Annotated in this window: 18 protein-coding genes; 12 read left to right on the forward strand and 6 right to left on the reverse strand. The window is 67.8% G+C overall.

Going from position 1 to position 18,993, the window contains the following annotated elements:
* Positions 1-73: 73 nt before the first annotated feature.
* Together ACZ5IQ_RS21140 and ACZ5IQ_RS21145 are read left to right on the forward strand one after the other, a co-directional pair.
* On the forward strand, positions 74-1,492 hold the full coding sequence (locus ACZ5IQ_RS21140; protein WP_061000789.1) for an O-antigen ligase family protein: 1,419 nt from the start codon (positions 74-76) through the stop codon (positions 1,490-1,492).
* 96 nt (positions 1,493-1,588) lie between these two features.
* On the forward strand, positions 1,589-3,085 hold the full coding sequence (locus ACZ5IQ_RS21145; RefSeq protein ID WP_406801401.1) for a beta-galactosidase: 1,497 nt from the start codon (positions 1,589-1,591) through the stop codon (positions 3,083-3,085).
* Here the strand turns inward: ACZ5IQ_RS21145 and ACZ5IQ_RS21150 are convergent.
* From ACZ5IQ_RS21150 to ACZ5IQ_RS21175, 6 genes are all read right to left on the reverse strand, one after another.
* Positions 3,076-4,218, reverse strand: coding sequence for a glycosyltransferase (locus ACZ5IQ_RS21150; RefSeq protein ID WP_061000791.1), 1,143 nt, complete (start codon positions 4,216-4,218; stop codon positions 3,076-3,078). The two genes, ACZ5IQ_RS21145 and ACZ5IQ_RS21150, sit on opposite strands and share 10 nt — an antisense overlap.
* Complete coding sequence (locus ACZ5IQ_RS21155) at positions 4,215-5,351, reverse strand: polysaccharide biosynthesis protein (protein ID WP_061000793.1); 1,137 nt, start codon at positions 5,349-5,351, stop codon at positions 4,215-4,217. The genes ACZ5IQ_RS21150 and ACZ5IQ_RS21155 overlap by 4 nt, the downstream gene beginning before the upstream one ends.
* A gap of 31 nt (positions 5,352-5,382) precedes the next feature.
* Positions 5,383-6,510, reverse strand: coding sequence for a glycosyltransferase family 4 protein (locus tag ACZ5IQ_RS21160; protein ID WP_464480217.1), 1,128 nt, complete (start codon positions 6,508-6,510; stop codon positions 5,383-5,385).
* Positions 6,510-7,151: an acyltransferase gene (locus ACZ5IQ_RS21165; RefSeq protein WP_064860975.1), complete on the reverse strand. Its 642-nt coding sequence runs from the start codon at positions 7,149-7,151 to the stop codon at positions 6,510-6,512. Before ACZ5IQ_RS21165 ends, ACZ5IQ_RS21160 begins: the two co-directional genes overlap by 1 nt.
* Before the next feature lie 90 nt (positions 7,152-7,241).
* Entirely contained in the window at positions 7,242-8,387 is a 1,146-nt protein-coding gene (locus ACZ5IQ_RS21170) for a glycosyltransferase family 4 protein (RefSeq protein ID WP_135355364.1), read from the reverse strand.
* Positions 8,387-9,535, reverse strand: coding sequence for a glycosyltransferase (locus tag ACZ5IQ_RS21175; RefSeq protein ID WP_226519206.1), 1,149 nt, complete (start codon positions 9,533-9,535; stop codon positions 8,387-8,389). Before ACZ5IQ_RS21175 ends, ACZ5IQ_RS21170 begins: the two co-directional genes overlap by 1 nt.
* Positions 9,536-9,979: 444 nt before the next feature.
* Here ACZ5IQ_RS21175 and ACZ5IQ_RS21180 point away from each other — a divergent pair, with 444 nt between their 5' ends.
* The 10 genes from ACZ5IQ_RS21180 to ACZ5IQ_RS21225 all read left to right on the forward strand — a co-directional run bounded on the left by ACZ5IQ_RS21180 (position 9,980) and on the right by ACZ5IQ_RS21225 (position 18,990).
* Positions 9,980-10,708: a class I SAM-dependent methyltransferase gene (locus ACZ5IQ_RS21180; RefSeq protein WP_234880725.1), complete on the forward strand. Its 729-nt coding sequence runs from the start codon at positions 9,980-9,982 to the stop codon at positions 10,706-10,708.
* A gap of 59 nt (positions 10,709-10,767) precedes the next feature.
* Positions 10,768-12,396, forward strand: coding sequence for an acyl-CoA carboxylase subunit beta (locus tag ACZ5IQ_RS21185; protein ID WP_226519208.1), 1,629 nt, complete (start codon positions 10,768-10,770; stop codon positions 12,394-12,396).
* Complete coding sequence (locus ACZ5IQ_RS21190; RefSeq protein ID WP_212806622.1) at positions 12,393-12,644, forward strand: acyl-CoA carboxylase subunit epsilon; 252 nt, start codon at positions 12,393-12,395, stop codon at positions 12,642-12,644. The genes ACZ5IQ_RS21185 and ACZ5IQ_RS21190 overlap by 4 nt, the downstream gene beginning before the upstream one ends.
* Positions 12,641-13,276 (forward strand): Maf family protein, encoded by a 636-nt coding sequence (locus ACZ5IQ_RS21195; RefSeq protein ID WP_464480218.1) that lies wholly within the window; start codon positions 12,641-12,643, stop codon positions 13,274-13,276. Before ACZ5IQ_RS21190 ends, ACZ5IQ_RS21195 begins: the two co-directional genes overlap by 4 nt.
* Before the next feature lie 74 nt (positions 13,277-13,350).
* Positions 13,351-14,664, forward strand: a complete 1,314-nt coding sequence (locus ACZ5IQ_RS21200) for an NAD(P)/FAD-dependent oxidoreductase (RefSeq protein WP_456093947.1) — start codon at positions 13,351-13,353, stop codon at positions 14,662-14,664.
* Positions 14,661-15,383: a DUF1365 domain-containing protein gene (locus tag ACZ5IQ_RS21205; protein WP_464480219.1), complete on the forward strand. Its 723-nt coding sequence runs from the start codon at positions 14,661-14,663 to the stop codon at positions 15,381-15,383. The genes ACZ5IQ_RS21200 and ACZ5IQ_RS21205 overlap by 4 nt, the downstream gene beginning before the upstream one ends.
* Positions 15,380-16,672 carry an SAM-dependent methyltransferase gene (locus ACZ5IQ_RS21210; protein ID WP_064858485.1) on the forward strand — a complete coding sequence of 431 codons (1,293 nt, stop codon included), beginning with the start codon at positions 15,380-15,382 and terminating at the stop codon, positions 16,670-16,672. Before ACZ5IQ_RS21205 ends, ACZ5IQ_RS21210 begins: the two co-directional genes overlap by 4 nt.
* Positions 16,669-17,307 carry an ECF RNA polymerase sigma factor SigK gene (sigK, locus tag ACZ5IQ_RS21215; RefSeq protein ID WP_064858486.1) on the forward strand — a complete coding sequence of 213 codons (639 nt, stop codon included), beginning with the start codon at positions 16,669-16,671 and terminating at the stop codon, positions 17,305-17,307. The genes ACZ5IQ_RS21210 and sigK overlap by 4 nt, the downstream gene beginning before the upstream one ends.
* Complete coding sequence (locus ACZ5IQ_RS21220) at positions 17,300-18,046, forward strand: anti-sigma factor (RefSeq protein ID WP_064858487.1); 747 nt, start codon at positions 17,300-17,302, stop codon at positions 18,044-18,046. Before sigK ends, ACZ5IQ_RS21220 begins: the two co-directional genes overlap by 8 nt.
* Entirely contained in the window at positions 18,046-18,990 is a 945-nt protein-coding gene (locus ACZ5IQ_RS21225; protein ID WP_464480220.1) for an SDR family oxidoreductase, read from the forward strand. The genes ACZ5IQ_RS21220 and ACZ5IQ_RS21225 overlap by 1 nt, the downstream gene beginning before the upstream one ends.
* Positions 18,991-18,993 lie beyond the last annotated feature (3 nt).

Consider the following 18,993-nt stretch of genomic DNA (forward strand, 5'->3'; position numbering starts at 1 on the left):
CGACCATTCAGGCGCGCCACGGGTCCGGGCAACCTGCTTGAGCTTAGCTGGTCGAGCTGAGAACATAGTCGGCATGAACGCCCGTTTGGGTCAACTCGGCAATCTTAAATCATCGGTCGGGATTCTGGCCGTGATCTTGGGCCTGGTCTGGTTGGCGACGTCTTTTGGCCAGGTCACCCTGTTGGGCATTGTCGCTATTGCCGCACTGGTTGTCGGCATCTATGTCGGATTACGGCATCCGCTGTGGTTCTTGTACGGATTGGCGGTCGTCACCGGCGCACTGCCTTTCGGATATTTCCCGGGCGTTCACGTGCCCTTATATCTGCCGTTCGCATTCGGTGCGGTGGTCGCGTTGTTTGTGCATCCGCGACTGGCCCGTCCGATTCATCCGCTGGAATGGGCGATCATCGCGCTCGTGATCACGTCGATCGCGTCGGTCGCGGTAACCGGCGTGGGCGTGGGCGACGTCATCCAGATCGTCCGGTGGTCGGTGGTCACCTTGGTCGCGATCGCACTGAGCAGTCTGTCGGGGCAACATCTGGAGAAGTTCGGCCGCATATTCGTCTACGCGACGCTGGCCAATGCGGTCTTCGGCCTGTACATCGTGGCATTCGACCCCAACCAGACCTCGTTCAGGTATCTGCGGGTCTTCGGTTACGCGGCGGAATACACCGCGACGCGCTTCGCGTTCGCCGAAGGCGGTGCCGAAAGGTCCATGCGACTCGGCGGCACGTCGGTGGACCCCAACGCCGAGGGCATCGCGCTGGTGGTGTCGATCGCCGTCGGCCTGGTTGTCCTGGCGGGCTGGCAGCGCATCGTCGTGACCGGCATCTTCCTCGTCGCGCTGCTGCTCACCTTGAGCCGGGCCGGCATGTTCACCATCGTCGGCGGGGCGGTGCTGGTGCTGGCCTTCCACACCATGCGGTCCCGGGACCGCGGTTTGGCCATCGCCGCGATGGTGGCCGCGATCGGAGCCGCGGCGGCGATACCGGAAGTGCGGACCAGATTCGCGCACTCGTTCAGCAGTGACGATGTCGGCTCCACTTCCCGAATTGATGCCATCCGTGAATTCCCCGACACCATGGCCGGTTACTGGTTGTTCGGAAAAGGCTGGAACCGGCTCGAATTCCGGGACGGAAACTATGCGTTCGTGCTGAACCATGTGTCGAACGCGCCATTGCTGACGATTTACCGCGGCGGCATTTTCCCCGGTCTGGCGTTCTTTGCGATCATGGTGATCGGTTGCGTCATGAGCTACCGCGCGATTCGCTCGAATTCATTTGCCTGGGCCGGATATGGCGGCATCTACATCGGATTCTGTGTTGTCGCGCTCCAACTCGATCACCCCGTGGTCGGCATCCCCCCGGCCACCCTCAAGTTCTCCATTTTGCTGGCGTTCCTGGTGCATATAGACCGAGAACGGCAGGAACAGGTAAGACTGCGACACGCCCAAGCAGATTCACAGCAAACGCCCTTGGCTGCTGCACACTGAGTGCGCGTTTGCGCCTCGCGACGCACTTCATAGGTGAAGGGCGGTTGCACGATGCCCGGGAAGCGCCCCCGACGATCCGCCCGCCGTTTCTCGAGCATGGCATCGGCGATCGCCGGCAGCATGGTCTGCGCCCTCATCGTCTTGACCGGCATCCCAGGGGACACCCCTGAGCGGGTCAGGATCGCCGAGCGGGCCAAAGTCGTCAACCTGCCGACCACCATCGGCTTCGCCGACTCCGACATCTACGGCCTGTCGCAGGATGACGTGAACCGGACATTGGCATTGATGGCCAACAACCGCGTGAACACCATCCGGTTGATGATCCCGTGGGCCGGGGTCGAGCCGATCCTCGGCCAGCTCGACTGGAGCCTGGTCGACAAGACGGTGAATGCCGCCGCCGCCATGAACATGTCGATCATCGCGTTCATCAACGCGACCCCGCCCTGGGCCATGTCGCAGGGCGGCCTCCCGCTCAGCAGCCGGCCGTCGGACCCCGACGCCTACGGCGCCTTCACGGCCAAGGTGGCCACGCGTTACAAGGGCAAGATCTCCGCCTACGAGATCTGGAACGAGCCGAACGCGGTGTTCTTCTACAGCCCCGCGCCCGATCCCGCGGGCTACACCGATCTGCTGAAGTCGGCCTATCCGCGCATCAAGGCCGTCGACCCGGACGCGACGGTGATCGGTGGGGTCGTCGGCGCCGTCGTGGACTTCGGCTCGTGGTCGATCAACCCGGTGCGCTTCATCGCCGGGATGTACGCCGCCGGCGCCAAGGGCAACTTCGACGCGCTGTCGTTCCACCCGTACAACTACAACCTGAAATTCTCCGACGGCATGCTGATCGCGAATTCGCCTGTCCTGCAATTGCTTCAGATGCGCCAGGTGATGATCGACAACGGCGACGACGAGAAGAAGATCTGGGCCACCGAATACGGCGAGCCCACCTCGGTGGTCAACGAGACCACGCAGGCCGCGTATCTCAAGGACATCTACACCAAGTGGCAGGAGATGCCGTACACCGGCCCGCTGATGGTCTACACCACACGTGACCGCAAGACCGGGAGCAACCAGGCCGACGCCACCGTCGGGCTCTACCGCAGCGACTGGACCCCGAAGCCCGCGGCCGCCGACCTGGCGGCGACCATCGCCGCCGGCGTACCCAAATCGCCGGAGTTCCTGCGCTTTTCGCAGATCACCGACCCGGCGCACGGCTCGGTCCTGAGCCCGGTGTTCAAGGCAACCAAGACGGTGTGGGCGCAGGTCCGCACGGTCAACACCATCTACGAGCTGCCGAGCGGCTACGTGTCGTCACCGCGCCCGGTGGCCGACATCGCGATGCAGCGGAACTCGGTGCCTTCGAGCGTCTTTGCCGATGGCTACCAGGACTTCTCCGGCGGCCAGGTGTTCCGCGTGTGGTGGTCGCCCGAGACCGGTGCCCACTGGGCCTCGAGCGCTTTCGCGCAGGCCTGGAAACCGCAGCTGGGGTTGGCCACCAGCGACGAGCGCTACGTCAACGGCTCCAACCGCGTCGACTTCCAGCACGGTTACATGGTCTGGGCACCGTGGGTCGGCGTGAAGGTCTACTACACCTGACCGTCGCCGCGCAGCAGGTCGGCCACCGCCCGGTGCGGCAACCGGTCCTGCCACCGCTGCCGGTTGATCTCGAACAGCTGGTTTCCCAGGTCGACGGCGGCCGGCACGTCGGTGAGCAGCCGCCGGCACTCGGCGATGAACGCCGCATCGTCGTCCAGGGGTCGCAACCCGAAGATCGGCCCGAGTGATCCGATGGCCGCCGTGGTGGCGACGGCAGGCAGCCCGATCCGGATGGTGTCGAGCAGCTTGACCCGGACTCCCCCGCCGGTGCGGATCGGCGCGATCAGGGCACGGCACGTGCCCAGGAACGCCCCGAGGTCGTCGACGAATCCGAGGTCGCGGACCCCGTCGGGATAGACCGGGTCGGCCGCACCAGGTTTCTTGGCCCCGATGATGCACAGTTCGGCGCCGGGGATCCCGGCGGAGATCCGCGGCCACAGTTCGAGAGCCCGCAGGAACCCCTCCTGGTTGGGCGGCCAGTCGCGGGTGCCCATGAACACCAGCCGCGGCGGGGAGGTCGCGACGTCGACCTGCGTACCGGGCGGCATCGTGATGTCCATGAACCGGGCATCGGCGACGCCGTTGTCGCGGTAGTACTCGGCTTCCTCGGCGTCGTAGGTGCTGACGGCGTCGGCCGCGCGCGCGACGCGCAGCTCGTCGCGGACCAGGCGCGGTTCCTCGACGCGGCCGAGCGCGCCGCGCGACGCCCGCCAGACCAGCGACTCGCTCACGTTGGTGTTGACGACGAATCGCTTCTTCCCGAAATGCGTGCTGCGGAAGAACGATTCGGCCATGTAGCTGTGTTCGGCGACGAACACGTCGGCGTCGCTGCGATCGATCGCCCGGACCAGTTCGTCGGTGTCGAATCGGACATGCACCAGGCTGCGCCGGCGCCGCAGGGAGTCGATGAGCAGCCGGTGCGGACGCACGGCCGGCTTGTGGACCCGCTCGAGCGGCAGGCCACCGGGAATCAGGTCGGCAGTGACGGTGCCCGGTCGGGGTGACAGCGCGATGGCCGACACCTCGGACGAGTCGGCGGCCAGCTGCATGAGCATCCGGGCCAGCGCGACGTCACCGGTGTGTTCGAGCACCGGGTCTTTCGACAGGATGAACGCGGTCTTCGGCGTGGTCATGACTCCACCACCTCGCGCGGCCGGTAGACCGCCCACGTGAACCCGGCGAGCATGATCGCGTCGGCGACGGTGGCCGCGATGGCCGCGCCCACCGCACCGAGCGGCGTCAGCGTCGCGAGGGCGGCGACCATGCCCAGTTTCACCGGCACCAGGCCGACGGCGATGGTGAGCCGGAAGACATCGCGCCGCTGGGTGTAGAGGATCACCTGCAGCACGAAGATGCAGATGCGCAGCGCGGCGAAGCCGCCCATGATCATCATGGTCGTGGCGAGCTGGGTCGGTGCCCCGAAGGCGAACAGGCAGCCACCGATGATCAGCAGCAGCGAGCCGCCGAGTGCCGCCATCCGCAGGATGTTGCGCAGCGGTGGGGCGGCCGACAGGTCTCCGCCGCTCTCCCGCAGCGGCTCGTGATAGGTCATGCCGAAGGACTGGCCGGCAGCCGCCACTGCGGCCGCGACGACCCACGCGAGCTGGTAATAGCCCGCTGCCGTGGTGTCCACCAGGGTGCCGAGCAGCAGCACGTCACCGCCGAGATACAGCGTGGTGCCGAGCATTTCGCCGGTCAGCGCCGCGATCAACCGCGGCGGCCCGGGTGGTGCGGGCCGGTGACCGATGGCCAGCTTGGCCCCGACCAGCAGAATCAGCACGTAGGGCGTGCAGTACAGCAGCGAGGCGTGGGTGAGCGTCGGGTGCGCCGCGGTGTACAGGTACACCGCGCCGATGCCGGCACTGGAGAACTGTCGCGCGGTGTCGAGCCGATACACCTTGTCCGGGTGGCCATCGCGCGCGGACTGGCTCTTGACGACGTTGAGGGCGATCTCGCCGCCGGCCACCATCAGACCGAAGCCGATGACGTAGTTGACGTCGAACGTGACCGCGCCGGCGGCGACCAGACCCACCGCGACGAGGTAGCGCATGGTGCGCTCACGCAGGAAGTGCTCCTCGGATTCCCGGATGGCCCGGACCGCGAAGGAGTTGTCGACGGTGTTGCCGACGATGCCGTTGAGCACCGTCGCCATGGCGTACAGGCCGTATTCGGAGACACCGAGGCGCTGGACGAGGATCAGCGTCCACAGCAGGCCGACCCCGCGACCGCCGTAGATCCAGATCAGCGAGATGAGCGTCTTCGCCACATTGCGGGTGGGCGCTTCGGGGGCAGTCAGGTCACACGCTCACAGCTGCTCGGGCCAACATGTCGGTCCACACGCGGCCGAACGCCTCGGCCGTCCGCGGCCCGGAGCAGGCCTCGCGGTAGGCCTCGACGTGCCGGCCGAACTCGGCCAGTCGCTGATCGTCGTCGACGAGGGACACGATGGCCTTGGCCAGCGACGACGCGACCTGTTCGGCGTTCTGGTCGCCGATGCGGACGACGAGGGCGCCGGTGCGCTCGTCCAGTTCGGCCAGGGCGCCGTAGTCGGTGCAGACCACGGGTGTGCGGTAGGCCATCGAGTGGGCGACCGAACCGGATGCCGGGTACGTCTCGGCGTAGAAGTGGCGCTTGCCGTACGGAATCACCACGGCCCGTACCGAATCGAAGAACGTGTCCTCAGCCGGACCGTCGACCGGGCCGACGATCTCCACCCCCGGGCCCCCCGTCAGTGCCTCGGTCCCCCGGCCCGCCACCCGGATCACGATGTCGTCGGGCAGCTCCCGGCGGATGCGGGCGATCTGCTCGAAACCCTTGCCCCGGTACACATGCCCGAAGAAGCCCACGGCCTTGGGCCGCTCGGTGAGCGGGCGCAGCCGCGGCCGTTCGGAGATGATGTGCGGCACGGCGGCGACGGTGCTGTCGGGGTAGATGGCCTTGATGGAGTCCGCGCCGATCTGACTCAGCGCGACCATCGTCCGGTCCCCGTTGACGACGCCCTCGATCCGCCGCGACAGCGGGCGCAAAGGGTAATGCAGGCCGTGCATGACGAGCCGGTGCTGCGCCACGAACCGGGTTCGCGCCGGCCACCAGATGCCTTGCGGCGGATCGTGAATCGTCGCCGCCACCGGCACCCCACGTAACCTGGCGATCGACCAGAACGCCGACACCGCACCGGCCGCCAGCTCCGCATGCACCAGCACCCGTCCCGGCGGCCCACCGGCCACCAGTTCGGCGACCGCACGCCGGTGGCCCCGTACCTGGGCGACCGTCTCGGCGCCCGGACCCAGGGTGCGACGTTGCATGACCTCACCGAACAGCGGCTGTACGGCGTTGACGAAGTTCTCGGCGTAGTCGCCCACCGCGGTCTGGCCTTCGGCCGGACCGATGTAGACCAGCCGGTACTCGCGTAGATCGACCGGCATCAGCAGAACAACGGCCGGTACTTTGCGCTGTAGCCCAATGCATCCGGATTTCGCTTGGCGAACACCTTGGCGGGGTTGCCGCCGACCACGTCGAGTGGGGCCACGTCCTTGACCACGAGCGCCTGCGCGGCGACGACGGCGCCGCGGCCGATCAGGGCGGGCAGCACCATGGCCCGGCTCGCGATCCATACGTAGTCCTCGATAACCGTCGGGATCGGGATCGGCAGGAAGTCCGGGTGGTTGATGTCGTGCCCGCCGCCGAGCAGGTGGACATCGCTGGCGATGGTCACGTTGTCGCCGATCCACAGGCCGGCCCGCGCGTCGAGCAGGCAGCGGAATCCGATTGTGGTGCCGTTGCCGATCGTCAGGAATTCGATGTCCAGGATCGTGGTGCCGCGCATGATGGTCGACCACTCACCGATGGTGGCGCCGAACAGCCGCAGGAAGCCCTGGCGGATGGTGTGCGACGGGATGTGCGTGATGAACATGTTGAACAGCAGTTCGCCGATTCGGTTGCGCGCCTTACGGCGAACGCTCATCTTCTGCATCTTGTAGTAGGTGACGCGGCCGTCCTCACCGAGTTCCCACTCGGGATCCGGCGGCAATTTCAAGGTCGGCGCGGCCGCTTTCTTGCGTGCCACATCTGCCGGGTCTGCCGTTGCCGGCTCGCCAATCACGTTCTTCGCTCCCGTCGTCCCGGATTCCGAGTTAACCACAGTGTTTCGGCCCCGTCAGTGCAGCCGGCCCTGGCGCGTCAGCATCTCCGACCACTTTGCGGCGTAGGCGGCGGCGACGTTCTCCGGCGACCGCTCCTGGCGCGTCCGGTCGGCATTCGTCTCCAATTCCTTGAGCCGCGCCTCGTCGTTGAGCAGGGCCTCGATGGCCGCCGAGAACCCGGCCGGCAGCGCCTTCGGGTCGTCAGAGTCCATCGGCACGACGACCGCGCCGGTCTCGGTGCCGAACTCGGCCAGAGAGCCGTAGTCGGTGCACACCACCGGGGTGCGGTACGCCATGGCGTGCGCGGCGACCGACGACGCGGGGTAGGTCTCGGCGTAGAAATGGCGCTTGCCGTACGGAATCACCACGGCGCGCACCGAATCGAAGAACGCGTCCTCGGCGGCACCGTCGACGGCACCCACGATCTCCACCCCCGGGCCACCGGGCAGCGCCTCGGTCCCCCGGCCCGCCACCCGGATCACGATGTCGTCGGGCAACTCCCGGCGGATGCGCGCGATCTGCTCGAAACCCTTGCCGCGGTACACATGCCCGAAGAAGCCGACGGCCTTCGGGCGCTCGGTCACCGGGCGGACCCGGGGCCGCTCGCAGACGAGGTACGGGGTGTACGCCACGTCGGTGTTCGGATAGGTGTCGCGAATCGACTGGGCACCGATCTGGCTCAGCGCGAACAGCGTCCGCTCCCCGTTGACCGCGCCCTCGAGCATCCGGGACACCGGACGCAGCGGGTAGTGCAGGCCGTGCATCACCAGCTTGTGCCGGGCCACGAACTTCGTGCGCCCCGGCCACCAGATGCCTTGTGGCGGATCGTGCACCGTCGCCGTCACCGGCACCCCACGCAACCCCGCGATGGACCAGAACGCCGACACCGCACCGGCCGCCAGCTCCGCGTGCACCAGCACCCGGCCGGGTTTCCCACCGGCGACCAGCTTCGCCACTGCACGCCGGTGTCCCAGGATTTCCCGCGCGCTGTCGGAACCCGGCCCGAGCGTGCGGTGCTCGACGAGTTCGCCGACGTGTGGCCGCAGCGCGCGCGTCAGGTTCTCCGCGTAGTCGCCCACCGCCGTCTCGTGGTCCGCCGGACCGACGTACACCAGGCGGTAGTCCTTCAGCGTCGCGACCCGGGTCGCTTCTGGCGCCATCAGTACCCGGCCAGCTTGTCGACCGCTTCATGCAGTCGAGCGCTGAACGCGTCCTCGGTGAACTGGGAGACGTGATGCTTGATCTTCTCCTGATCCCACGTCGCCGACTCGAACCGGTCCAGCGCCTCGCGCACCGAATCCGGTTGTGGTTCATCGAAATACAGGCCGGTGGTGCCCTCGTCGATGGTGTCGAGGAAGCCGCCGAACCGCAGCGCGACGCTCGGCCGGCCCCAGACACCCGCCTCGATGGGGGTCAGGCCGTAGTCCTCGAAACTCGATGACATCAGTGCTCGGCAGTTCTTGTAGAGCCAGGCCATCTGCCCGTCGGTCAGGTTGTGGAGCATGGTCACATTGTCGGTCTTCATCGACCGGAGCCGCTCGGCTTCGGGCCCATTGCCGACCACCACGAGCTGCCGGTCACTACCCGCGAAAGCCCGCACGATGACGTCGACGTTCTTGTACGGCAGCAGCCGGCACACGACGAGGTAGAAGCTGCCGTCCGGATCGCTCAGGTCGACCTTGTCCTCGAGCTCCTCGACGGATTCGACGGCGTACGACCGCGACATCGCCACCGGCGCGAACATCACCTCGGCGTCGATGTCGTAGGCCTTCTTGACGTAGCCGCTGATCATGGTCGAGATCGCGAGGTACTTGTCGGCCGCGAGCGCCTGCCGACGGTCCCAGTCCAGCAGGCGCTTCTTGGTGAGCTTGAGGCCCAGGCGCTTGATCGGGTTCGCGTGGTCCCCGAGGTAGGCCTCGGTCTGGTACAGCCAGCGCGCCGGGTTGTAACAGTAGATGAGCTTCTTGCCGTTGGTGCGGAAACCGTGCGACCAGCCGCTGCAGCTCGCCAGCACGATGTCGGCGTCGACGTACATGGACTCGGCGACGCGCGGATAGATGGGCAGCGCGGCCCGGTGGTACTTGCGGGCCAGACCCACCTTGTTGAGCGCCGACACCCGGATGTCCAGGTCGGCAAACTCCGGGTAGGTCAGCTCGGGGTCGTAGAGCATCGTGTAGAGCGGGGCGTCCGGGAACGCCTTCGTCATCGACAGGACAACTTTTTCCGCGCCGCCGAACTGGGTCAGATAGTCGTGGGCGATGGCCACCTTCGGCCCGTCCACTCCGTCGTACTTGCGCGTCGAATGCACTGTTGAATATCCCCTTGCGCCGATCTGCTGATCGTTTCGCGGTCGTAGAGTCAGCTACCCGAAAAGAGCGGGCACGCATATCGAACCGCAAACTTACGCAAATGACAAGCTAAATGCATCGCGCCTGCGCAGGACGCACTGCCGACAGTGCGCACGCGCTCCCTCAGCTAAGCGCGATTCGGTACCATCGGTCCGCCTTTCCCGGCGCCGCGCTCCCCCGACGGCAACCCGGTCTCGCGGCTTCGACCAGGCATTACCCACTGCCCGAGCGGCGCCGGGTCGCGACCGCGCTCAGTGCCCGCTCAGCAAATGCCACCGCCTGAACGCTGTTCAACCCGAGTTACGGGCGGGACCAGCGCGCGAAGTGTATATTGACTTACCAGCAAACTGCTGACGCAGGTCGTGCAAGCCGCGGGGGCGGAAAAATCTATGAACGGTGCGCAAATGAGCGGTACACACGTGGATGTCCATTACAAGGACCTGGACACCCTCTGGCAGGGCTACGACGAGTCCGTCCGCACCCTGGCCGAGCGCGAAGGCGTCAAGGCCGTCGCCGAACTCGGTGGCGGCGCCAACCCGATCATCGGCGGCGACGACTGGAGCTTCGCCGACGAGCGCGTCGTCATCGACATCTCCGCCACCGAACTCGCCAAGGCCAACAGCCGCGTGCACACCCGCGTCGCCGATCTGTGCAAACCGATCGACAACGAGCTGGCCGCGTACGACCTGGTGTTCTCCAAGATGCTGTGCGAGCACCTGCCCGACGCCCGCACGTTCCACGAGAACTGCTTCAAACTCCTTCGCCCAGGCGGACTTTCGGTGCATTTCTTCCCGACGCTGTTCGCGTTCCCGTTCGTGGTGAACCTGCTCATCCCCGAGCAGGCGGCGCGCACCGTCATCAGCAAGCTGCAGCCCGGGCGGTTGCAGAACCCGCACCACGAGAAGTTCCCGGCCTACTACCGCTGGACCACCGGCCCCACCCAGAAGGCCATCAAGCGCTACGAGAGCGTCGGTTTCCAGGTCGAATCGTGGTCCGGCGCCTACGGCCACGGCTACTACCGTGTGCTGCCTCCGCTCGATGCCCTCGAGCGCGCGAAGAGCCGTTTCCTTCTTAAGCACCCGGTGCCCGCACTCACGAGTTTCGCGGCCGTGGTCCTGCGCAAACCGGCGTGACCCGCCGAGAGAGCACCCCACCTTCACAACTTTCTTAGAGAACCGTTAACATCGTCGCCATGACGAGCGTGACCGAGCCACCGGTGGACAAGGCGATCGACATCCACACCACCGCAGGCAAGCTGGAAGACCTGCGTAGGCGTACCGAAGAGACCCTGCACCCCGTCGGCGAGGCCGCGGTGGAGAAGGTCCACCAGAAGGGCAAGCTCACCGCCCGCGAGCGCATCCTGGCGCTGCTGGACGAGGGCTCGTTCGTCGAACTCGACGCGCTGGCCAAGCACCGCAGCACCAACTTCGGCCTGGCCGACAAGCACCCGCTCGGCGACGGTGTGGTCACCGGCTACGGCACCATCGACGGCCGCGAGGTCTGCATCTTCAGCCAGGACGCCACCGTCTTCGGCGGCAGCCTCGGTGAGGTCTACGGCGAGAAGATCGTCAAGGTCCAGGAGCTGGCCATCAAGACCGGCCGCCCGCTGATCGGCATCAACGACGGCGCCGGCGCCCGCATCCAGGAGGGTGTGGTCTCGCTCGGTCTGTACAGCCGCATCTTCCGCAACAACATCCTGGCGTCGGGTGTCATCCCCCAGATTTCGCTCATCATGGGTGCCGCGGCCGGTGGCCACGTGTACTCGCCCGCGCTCACCGACTTCATCATCATGGTCGACCAGACCAGCCAGATGTTCATCACCGGACCGGACGTCATCAAGACCGTCACCGGTGAAGAAGTCACCATGGAGGAGCTGGGCGGCGCCCACACCCACGAGGCCAAGTCCGGCACCGTGCACTACGTCGCCTCGGGCGAGCAGGATGCCCTGGACTACGTCCGCGACCTGCTGAGCTACCTGCCCCCGAACAACTACGCCGAGCCGCCGCGCCTGCCCGCGCCGCCGCACCCGGGTGCCGTCGAGGACAACCTCACCGAAGAGGACCTCGAGCTCGACACCCTGATCCCGGATTCGCCGAACCAGCCGTACGACATGCACGAGGTCATCTCGCGCATCCTCGACGACGACGAGTTCCTGGAGATCCAGCCCGGCTACGCGCAGAACATCGTCATCGGCTTCGGCCGCATCGACGGCCGCCCGGTCGGCATCGTGGCCAACCAGCCGACCCAGTTCGCCGGCTGCCTGGACATCAACGCCTCCGAGAAGGCCGCGCGGTTCATCCGCACCTGCGACGCCTTCAACATCCCGATCATCATGCTGGTGGACGTCCCGGGCTTCCTGCCGGGCACCGAGCAGGAGTACAACGGCATCATCCGCCGCGGCGCCAAGCTGCTGTACGCCTACGGTGAGGCCACCGTCGCCAAGATCACCGTCATCACCCGTAAGGCCTACGGCGGCGCCTACTGCGTCATGGGTTCCAAGGACATGGGTTGCGACGTCAACCTCGCGTGGCCGACGGCCCAGATCGCCGTCATGGGCGCCTCCGGCGCGGTCGGCTTCGTCTACCGCCAGGAGCTCAAGGCCGCCGCAGCCAACGGCGAGGACGTCGATGCCCTGCGCCTGCAGCTGCAGCAGGAATACGAGGACACCCTGGTGAACCCGTACGTCGCGGCCGAGCGTGGCTACGTCGACGCGGTCATCCCGCCGTCGCACACCCGCGGCTACATCGCCAACTCGCTGCGTCTGCTGGAGCGCAAGGTCGTTCAGACGCCGCCGAAGAAGCACGGGAACATTCCGCTGTGAGCGGCGACGTGCAGACCCCGGAAGAGGCCGTGGAAGCGCCCGTCGCGCCGCTGTTCCAGGTCGTCAAGGGCAACCCTTCCGACGAGGAGCTCGCTGCTCTGGTGACGGTGCTGGCCAGCGCCTCCGGTGGCGGTGCCGCCGAGGCCGGCGACCGCAACGACTGGGGCCACCCGGTCTCCAAGCTGCGGTACGCGTACACCAGCTGGCAGCTGGTGACGTTGGTGGAGCGCACCTTCATCCGTCGATGAGGCTCGTTCTGGGCTCGGCCTCCTCGGGCCGGCTCAGTGTCTTGCGCAAGGCCGGTGTCGAACCGGTCGTGCTGGTGTCCGACGTCGACGAGGACGCGATCATCGCGTCTCTCGCCGACGCGGGCCCCGGCGATGTCGTACGCGCCCTGGCAACAGCCAAGGCGCAGCGGGTCGCCGACTCCCTCGACGCGAGTCTGTCGTCGGATTGCGTTGTGATCGGCTGTGATTCGATGCTCGAGTTCGATGGCCGGCTCACCGGCAAGCCCGGCGCCCCCGATGTGGCTCGCCGGCAATGGCACTCGATGGCCGGCCACAGCGCCGTCCTGCACACCGGCCACTGTGTGCTGCGCCTGACCGCCGGCGCCGTCACCGATCAGGTCACCGAACTCGGTTCCACCACGGTGCATTTCGGCGAGCCGAGTGCCGCGGACCTGGACGCCTACGTCGGCACCGGCGAACCCCTCTGGGTGGCAGGCGCTTTCACGCTCGACGGCCTGGGCAGCTGGTTCATCGACGGCATCGACGGCGACCCCTCCAACGTCATCGGCCTGAGCCTGCCGCTGCTGCGCCGCATGCTGGCCCGGCTCGGCGTGTCCGTCGCGGAGCTGTGGGCCGCGAACCGGCCCGCGTAGTTTTTTCCCGAATCCACCTATCCGCACCGCATCCCGCACCGAACTCCTGGTGACAAACCAGGAAGGACGGCACGGTGCGGCGGATTGCAGTGATCGGGAGCGGCATATCGGGGCTCACCGCGGCCTGGGTGCTCGCCCGCGACGCGGAAGTCACCCTGTTCGAGGCACAACCGCGATGCGGTGGTCACGCCCACACGCATGAGCTGGCGGCACGCCGCGGCGGCACCGACGTCGTCGGCGTCGACTCCGGCTTCATCGTGCACAACGACCGCACCTATCCCACTCTGCTGCGACTGTTCGCCGAACTCGGTGTCCGGACACAGGAATCCGACATGTCGATGTCGGTGTGCTGCGAAGGCTGCGGCCTGGAGTACGCCGGCGCGAAGGGGCTGAAGGGCCTGTTCGCCACGCCGGGCGCGCTGGTCTCGCCGCGCTATCTGCGTCTGCTCGCCGAGGTGACGCGCTTCCACCGGCTCGCCCGCGCCGAGCTGGCGCGCGGCGTGGCGGACGGGCAGACCCTCGGCGAATTCCTCGGGGCCGCAGGGTTTTCCCGCTACTTCGTCGCGCATTTCATGGTGCCGCTGGTCGCCGCGGTGTGGTCGTGTCCCCCGGACGTCGCGCTCGACTATCCGGTCGGCTACCTGCTGGCGTTCCTCGACCATCACGGGATGCTGACGGTGTTCGGGTCACCGACCTGGCGGACGGTGACGGGAGGCTCCGCGCGGTACGTCGAGGCGGTCACCGCGCGGCTGCCGTCGGTACGCCTCGGCGTACCCGTACGCGCCATCACCCGCAACTCCGACGGCGTGCTGGTGCGTGACGACGCGGACCGCGTCGAACAGTTCGACGCGGCCGTCATCGCGACGCATCCGAATCAGGCCCTGTCGATCCTGGACCAGCCGACGGCGGATGAGATCGAGATTCTCGGCGCCCTGCGGTACTCGATCAATCACACTGTGCTGCACACGGATACGTCACTGCTGCCGCGACGCCGTGGCGCTCGTGCGTCGTGGAACTACCGGATGCCGTCGTGCACCGTCCAGTCCGACGAGGTCCTGGTCAGTTACGACCTCAACCGGCTGCAGCGACTCGACGGGAGCACCGACCGGCGGTTCGTGGTGACGCTGGGCGGCGGCACCCGGGTCGATCCGGGTCAGGTCATCGCCACCATGCTCTACGACCACCCGCAGTACTCCCCCGAGTTCCGCGCCGCACAACAGCGCCTGCACACGCTCGGTGATCACCGCGTGGCGTTCGCCGGCGCGTATCACGGCTGGGGCTTCCACGAAGACGGCGCGGTGTCCGGCGTCGTCGCGGCGGAACGACTCGGCGGCAGCTGGAGCGGTGCGGTGCCACCTCTGCTGCGGCCGGCGGGGAATGTGGCATGAGCCCACCACAGATCGTGCGGACCAGGATCCACCACGCGCGCACCGTGCCGGTGCGGCACGCGTTCACCTACCGCAGCTACAGCTGGCTGGTCGACCTCGACGCCGTGCCCGAGCTGCCCCGCCTGTTGCGGCGGTTGGCCGGGTTCCACGCCGCCGACCATGCCGGCGATCCGCACCGGACGCTGCGCGAGAACGTCGACGCCTATCTCGGCGAACACGGCATCGACCTCGGCGGCGGCCACATCCGAATGCTGGCCAATGCCAGGGTCTTCGGTTTCGTGTTCAACCCCTTGACCGTCTACTGGTGCCACGATGCCGCCGGCGCGCTGGTCTGTGCCATCGCCGAGGTGCACAACACCTACGGGGGCCGGCACCGCTATCTGCTGCGTGCCGATCACCGCGGTGAGGTGACGGTGCCGAAGGCGTTCTACGTATCCCCCTTCAACCCGGTCAGTGGCCGTTACGTGCTGCGCATCCCGGAGCCGACACGGGACCGGCTCTGCGTGGCGGTCACCCTGCTCGATGCGTCCGGCGGCGTCGTCATGACCGCCACCTGGACCGGGACCGTTCAACCCGCCCGCCCCGCAACCGTTTTGACCACTGCACTGGCAGCGCCGCTGGCGCCGCTGCTGGTCCTCGCCCGCATCCGCTGGCAGGGCGTGCGCCTCTGGGCGCGCGGCCTGCCACTGCACCCTCGCCCCCAGGAGGCCGCCCTATGACGAATCAACTCCACGACGGTGCCGCCGCGTACGATCCGTTCCTGCCGGCCAGATGGACCGAAATCGCCCAGGTGCCGAGTGGTCTGCGGACCCGGCTCGGCACGCCCGTCGCGCGGGCGTTGTTCCGGGCCGCGGTACGGGACCTGCCGGTGCGGGTGGAGTATCCGGACGGCACCGTCCAGGGCGCGGCCGGCGCCGATGATCCGGCCGCACCGCGAATGCTGTTGCACCGCCCCGACGACTTCTTCGGCCGGATCGCGAACAGTGGCCTGATCGGCTTCGGCGAGGCATACATGGTCGGAGACTGGTCGGCGCCCGAGCTCACGGCCGTACTCACCGCACTGGCGTCGCGCATCGACACGGTCGTGCCGGCCGCGTTCCAGGGGCTGCGCTCCGTGCTGCTGCCACGGACACCCCGCAACCACCGTGGGGCACAAGCGGATACGCGCGCGAACATCGCCCATCACTACGACCTGTCCAACGAGTTCTTCAGCATGTTCCTCGATCCGACGCTGACCTACTCGTGCGCGCTGTTCGACACGCTCGACCCGGCGCCGGCGTGGCGCGACCTGGCGGCAGCGCAGCACCGCAAGATCGACCGGCTGCTGGACGCCACCGGCGTCGGCGCCGGCACGCGGCTGCTCGAAATCGGCACCGGCTGGGGCGAATTGGCGATCCGAGCCGCGCAGCGTGGCGCGCACGTCCACACCGTCACCCTGTCCCGCGAGCAGCAGCTGCTGGCCCGCGAGCGCATCGCCGCCGCGGGACTGTCCGACCGCATCACGGTCGAGCTGTGCGACTACCGCGACATCACCGGGACGTACGACGCGATCATCTCCGTCGAGATGATCGAGGCCGTCGGGTATCGCTACCTACCGGCCTATCTGCGCACGCTCGAGCGGCTCCTCGATGTCGACGGCCGGGTCGGACTGCAGCTGATCACCATGCCGCACAAACGCATGCTGGCTTCGCGTGACACCTACACCTGGGTGCACAAGTACATCTTCCCGGGCGGGTTCCTGCCGTCGGTCAAGCTCATGGAACGGTCGATCAGCGCACACACCGCACTGCGCATCACCGACCGGCATTCGTTCGGACCGCACTACGCGCACACCCTCAGGCTGTGGCTGCAGCGATTCACCGCGAACAGCGCCGGCGCCGACGCCCTGGGATTCGACCGCATCTTCCGGCGGATGTGGCGTTTCTACCTGGCCTACTCCGAGGCGGGCTTCGCCTCGGGCTACCTGGACCTGCACCAGCTGGTCCTGCAGCCGAAGGCGCGATCGTGAGCACGCCGTCCGGATCCGACCGGTTGCGTCAGATCGACCCGGTTCTCGCGCAGCCGTGCGACGATTCCCGGATGGAAGGTGAGCCGGACCGCGTAGCTCTGCTCACCGCGATCGCCGACGGCGACAGTGCGGCTTTCACCGAGTTCTACGACCTCACCTCGCCACGGGTGTTCGGCCTCGCCTATCGCGTCGTGCGGGACCGGACCCTGGCCGAGGACGTCGTGCAGGAGGTTTTCCTCCAGGTGTGGTCCTCTGCGGCGCGGCAATACGACCCCGCGCTGGCCAGCCCGATCGGCTGGCTGATGACGTTGACCCACCGCCGCAGCATCGACCGGGTCCGCTCCGAACAGTCGGCCGCCGACCGCAACCACGCGTACGGCGCCTCGAACCTCGGTCGCGAGCACGACACCGTCGCCGACGAGGTGGGACAGCGACTCGATGAGCAGGAGGTCACCGACTGCCTCGATGGACTGACCGCCGTCCAGCGCGAAGCCATCGGCCTGGCGTACTACAGCGGCCACACCTATCGGGAGGTCGCCGAGCACCTCGCCGTCACGCTCCCCACTATCAAGGCCCGAATCCGGGACGGCCTGATCCGCCTGAAGAACTGCTTGGGGGTGGGCACCGATGCCTGACAGCTACACCGACGACGAACAGCAATTGCTCGATCTCGCGTACGTATATGCACTCGATGCGGTGTCCGAGGCGGAACGCTCCGACATCGCCGGCCGCCTGGGCGTCGCGGCGCCGCACACCGCGCAAGCCTTCGCCCGCATCGTCGGCGACACCCAGGAGACCATGGCAGTGCTCACCGCGGGTGACACCCTGACGCCGCCCGCCGAGCTGCGCGTGCGCATCCTGCAGGCCATCGGCATCCAGGCGGCCGAGCGCAGTTCGGATGAGTTGGCACTCAGGCGAACCCGGCGACGCCGGCTGATCGTCCGGCTCGCGGCGGCTGCCGCCGTGATCTGCGCGATCGCCATCGGCACGACGGTGATCGCCGATCGCTTCACCGAGCACCCGGCACAGCCGACGGTGTCGCAGGTGCTGGCCAACCCGGACATCCGCACGTACTCGGCGCCGGTTGCCGGCGGTACCATCACCCTCAGCGCGTCACAACGGGCGAACGCCGTCGTCGTGGCCATGTCCGATGTGCCCGCGCCGCCGGCCGGCCACGTCTATCAGATGTGGTTCATCCCGACGTCGGGAGCGCCGCGATCCGCCGGGACGATGAGCGCGGACACCATGCCGCCACCCGGCGGCGAGGTGATACCGGCGCTGGACTCGGCCGCCAAGGTGGCCGTGACAGTCGAGCCGGGCTCCGGGTCCAGCCAGCCGACGAGCGATCCGGTCGTCGTCGTCGCCCTGACCTGATGACCATGGTCGGCGCCTTCTTCGACGATCTCCTCGACCGCACCGTCGTACTCGGGTACTCCCGACTGGGTCTGGCTGTGCGGCAACAGCTCTGGCGGGCCCCCGAGCTGCCGGCCGGCGCCCTCGCCGGTCGCACCGTGCTGGTCACCGGCGCGAATTCCGGTATCGGCAAGGCCATCGCCACCGAACTCGCGACGCTCGGGGCGACGGTGTTGATGACGGTGCGCGACCGGGCCCGCGGCGAGGCCGCGCGACACCATGTGCTCACCGTCGCGCCGGCCGCCGACGTGGCCGTGGAGGTGTGCGACGTGTCGCACCTGGCGGCCGTCCGGTCGTTCGCCGCAGACCTGCTGTCGCGGCGCCCACGGCTCGACGCCGTGATCCACAACGCCGGCGTCATGCCCGAACAGCGCACGGAAAGCGCTGAAGGACATGAGCTCTCGCTGGCAACCCACGTTCTGGGGCCGGTGTTGCTGACGGAACTCCTGCGGCCGGGGCTGACCCCGGCAGCGCGGGTCGTGCTGATGTCCTCCGGCGGCATGTACACCCAGGCACTTCCGGTCGACGACATCGAGTACCGGCGCGGGCATTACCGCGGTGCCACGGCGTACGCGCGCAGTAAGCGCATCCAGGTCGCGTTGACGCCGCTGCTGGCGCGGCGCTGGCCCGAACTGATGGTGGCGGCCATGCATCCCGGCTGGGCCGACACCCCCGGCGTCGCGCAGTCACTGCCCGGGTTCCGCCGCGTGACGCGTCCGATCCTGCGGACGCCCGAACAGGCCGCCGACACCGCGGTCTGGTTGACCGCCACCGAACCCGCCCCGGTCTCCGGACAGTTCTGGCACGACCGCCGCATCCGTCCCACGCACTACTTGCCCACCCGAGACGACGACGCCCGGGTGCGGCAGGTGTGGCAGTACTGCGCCGCTGCCATCGGTTTGTGAGGG

It is taken from the genome of Mycobacterium toneyamaense (genome assembly GCF_055384815.1).

Coding starts and splice junctions, on each gene's coding strand:
- ACZ5IQ_RS21140 (WP_061000789.1), top strand. CDS start 74: ATGAACGCCCGTTTGGGTCAACTCGGCAATCTTAAATCATCGGTCGGG.
- ACZ5IQ_RS21145 (WP_406801401.1), top strand. CDS start 1,589: ATGGCATCGGCGATCGCCGGCAGCATGGTCTGCGCCCTCATCGTCTTG.
- ACZ5IQ_RS21150 (WP_061000791.1), bottom strand. CDS start 4,218: ATGACCACGCCGAAGACCGCGTTCATCCTGTCGAAAGACCCGGTGCTC.
- ACZ5IQ_RS21160 (WP_464480217.1), bottom strand. CDS start 6,510: ATGCCGGTCGATCTACGCGAGTACCGGCTGGTCTACATCGGTCCGGCC.
- ACZ5IQ_RS21170 (WP_135355364.1), bottom strand. CDS start 8,387: ATGGCGCCAGAAGCGACCCGGGTCGCGACGCTGAAGGACTACCGCCTG.
- ACZ5IQ_RS21180 (WP_234880725.1), top strand. CDS start 9,980: ATGAGCGGTACACACGTGGATGTCCATTACAAGGACCTGGACACCCTC.
- ACZ5IQ_RS21185 (WP_226519208.1), top strand. CDS start 10,768: ATGACGAGCGTGACCGAGCCACCGGTGGACAAGGCGATCGACATCCAC.
- ACZ5IQ_RS21195 (WP_464480218.1), top strand. CDS start 12,641: ATGAGGCTCGTTCTGGGCTCGGCCTCCTCGGGCCGGCTCAGTGTCTTG.
- ACZ5IQ_RS21205 (WP_464480219.1), top strand. CDS start 14,661: ATGAGCCCACCACAGATCGTGCGGACCAGGATCCACCACGCGCGCACC.
- ACZ5IQ_RS21210 (WP_064858485.1), top strand. CDS start 15,380: ATGACGAATCAACTCCACGACGGTGCCGCCGCGTACGATCCGTTCCTG.
- ACZ5IQ_RS21220 (WP_064858487.1), top strand. CDS start 17,300: ATGCCTGACAGCTACACCGACGACGAACAGCAATTGCTCGATCTCGCG.
- ACZ5IQ_RS21225 (WP_464480220.1), top strand. CDS start 18,046: ATGACCATGGTCGGCGCCTTCTTCGACGATCTCCTCGACCGCACCGTC.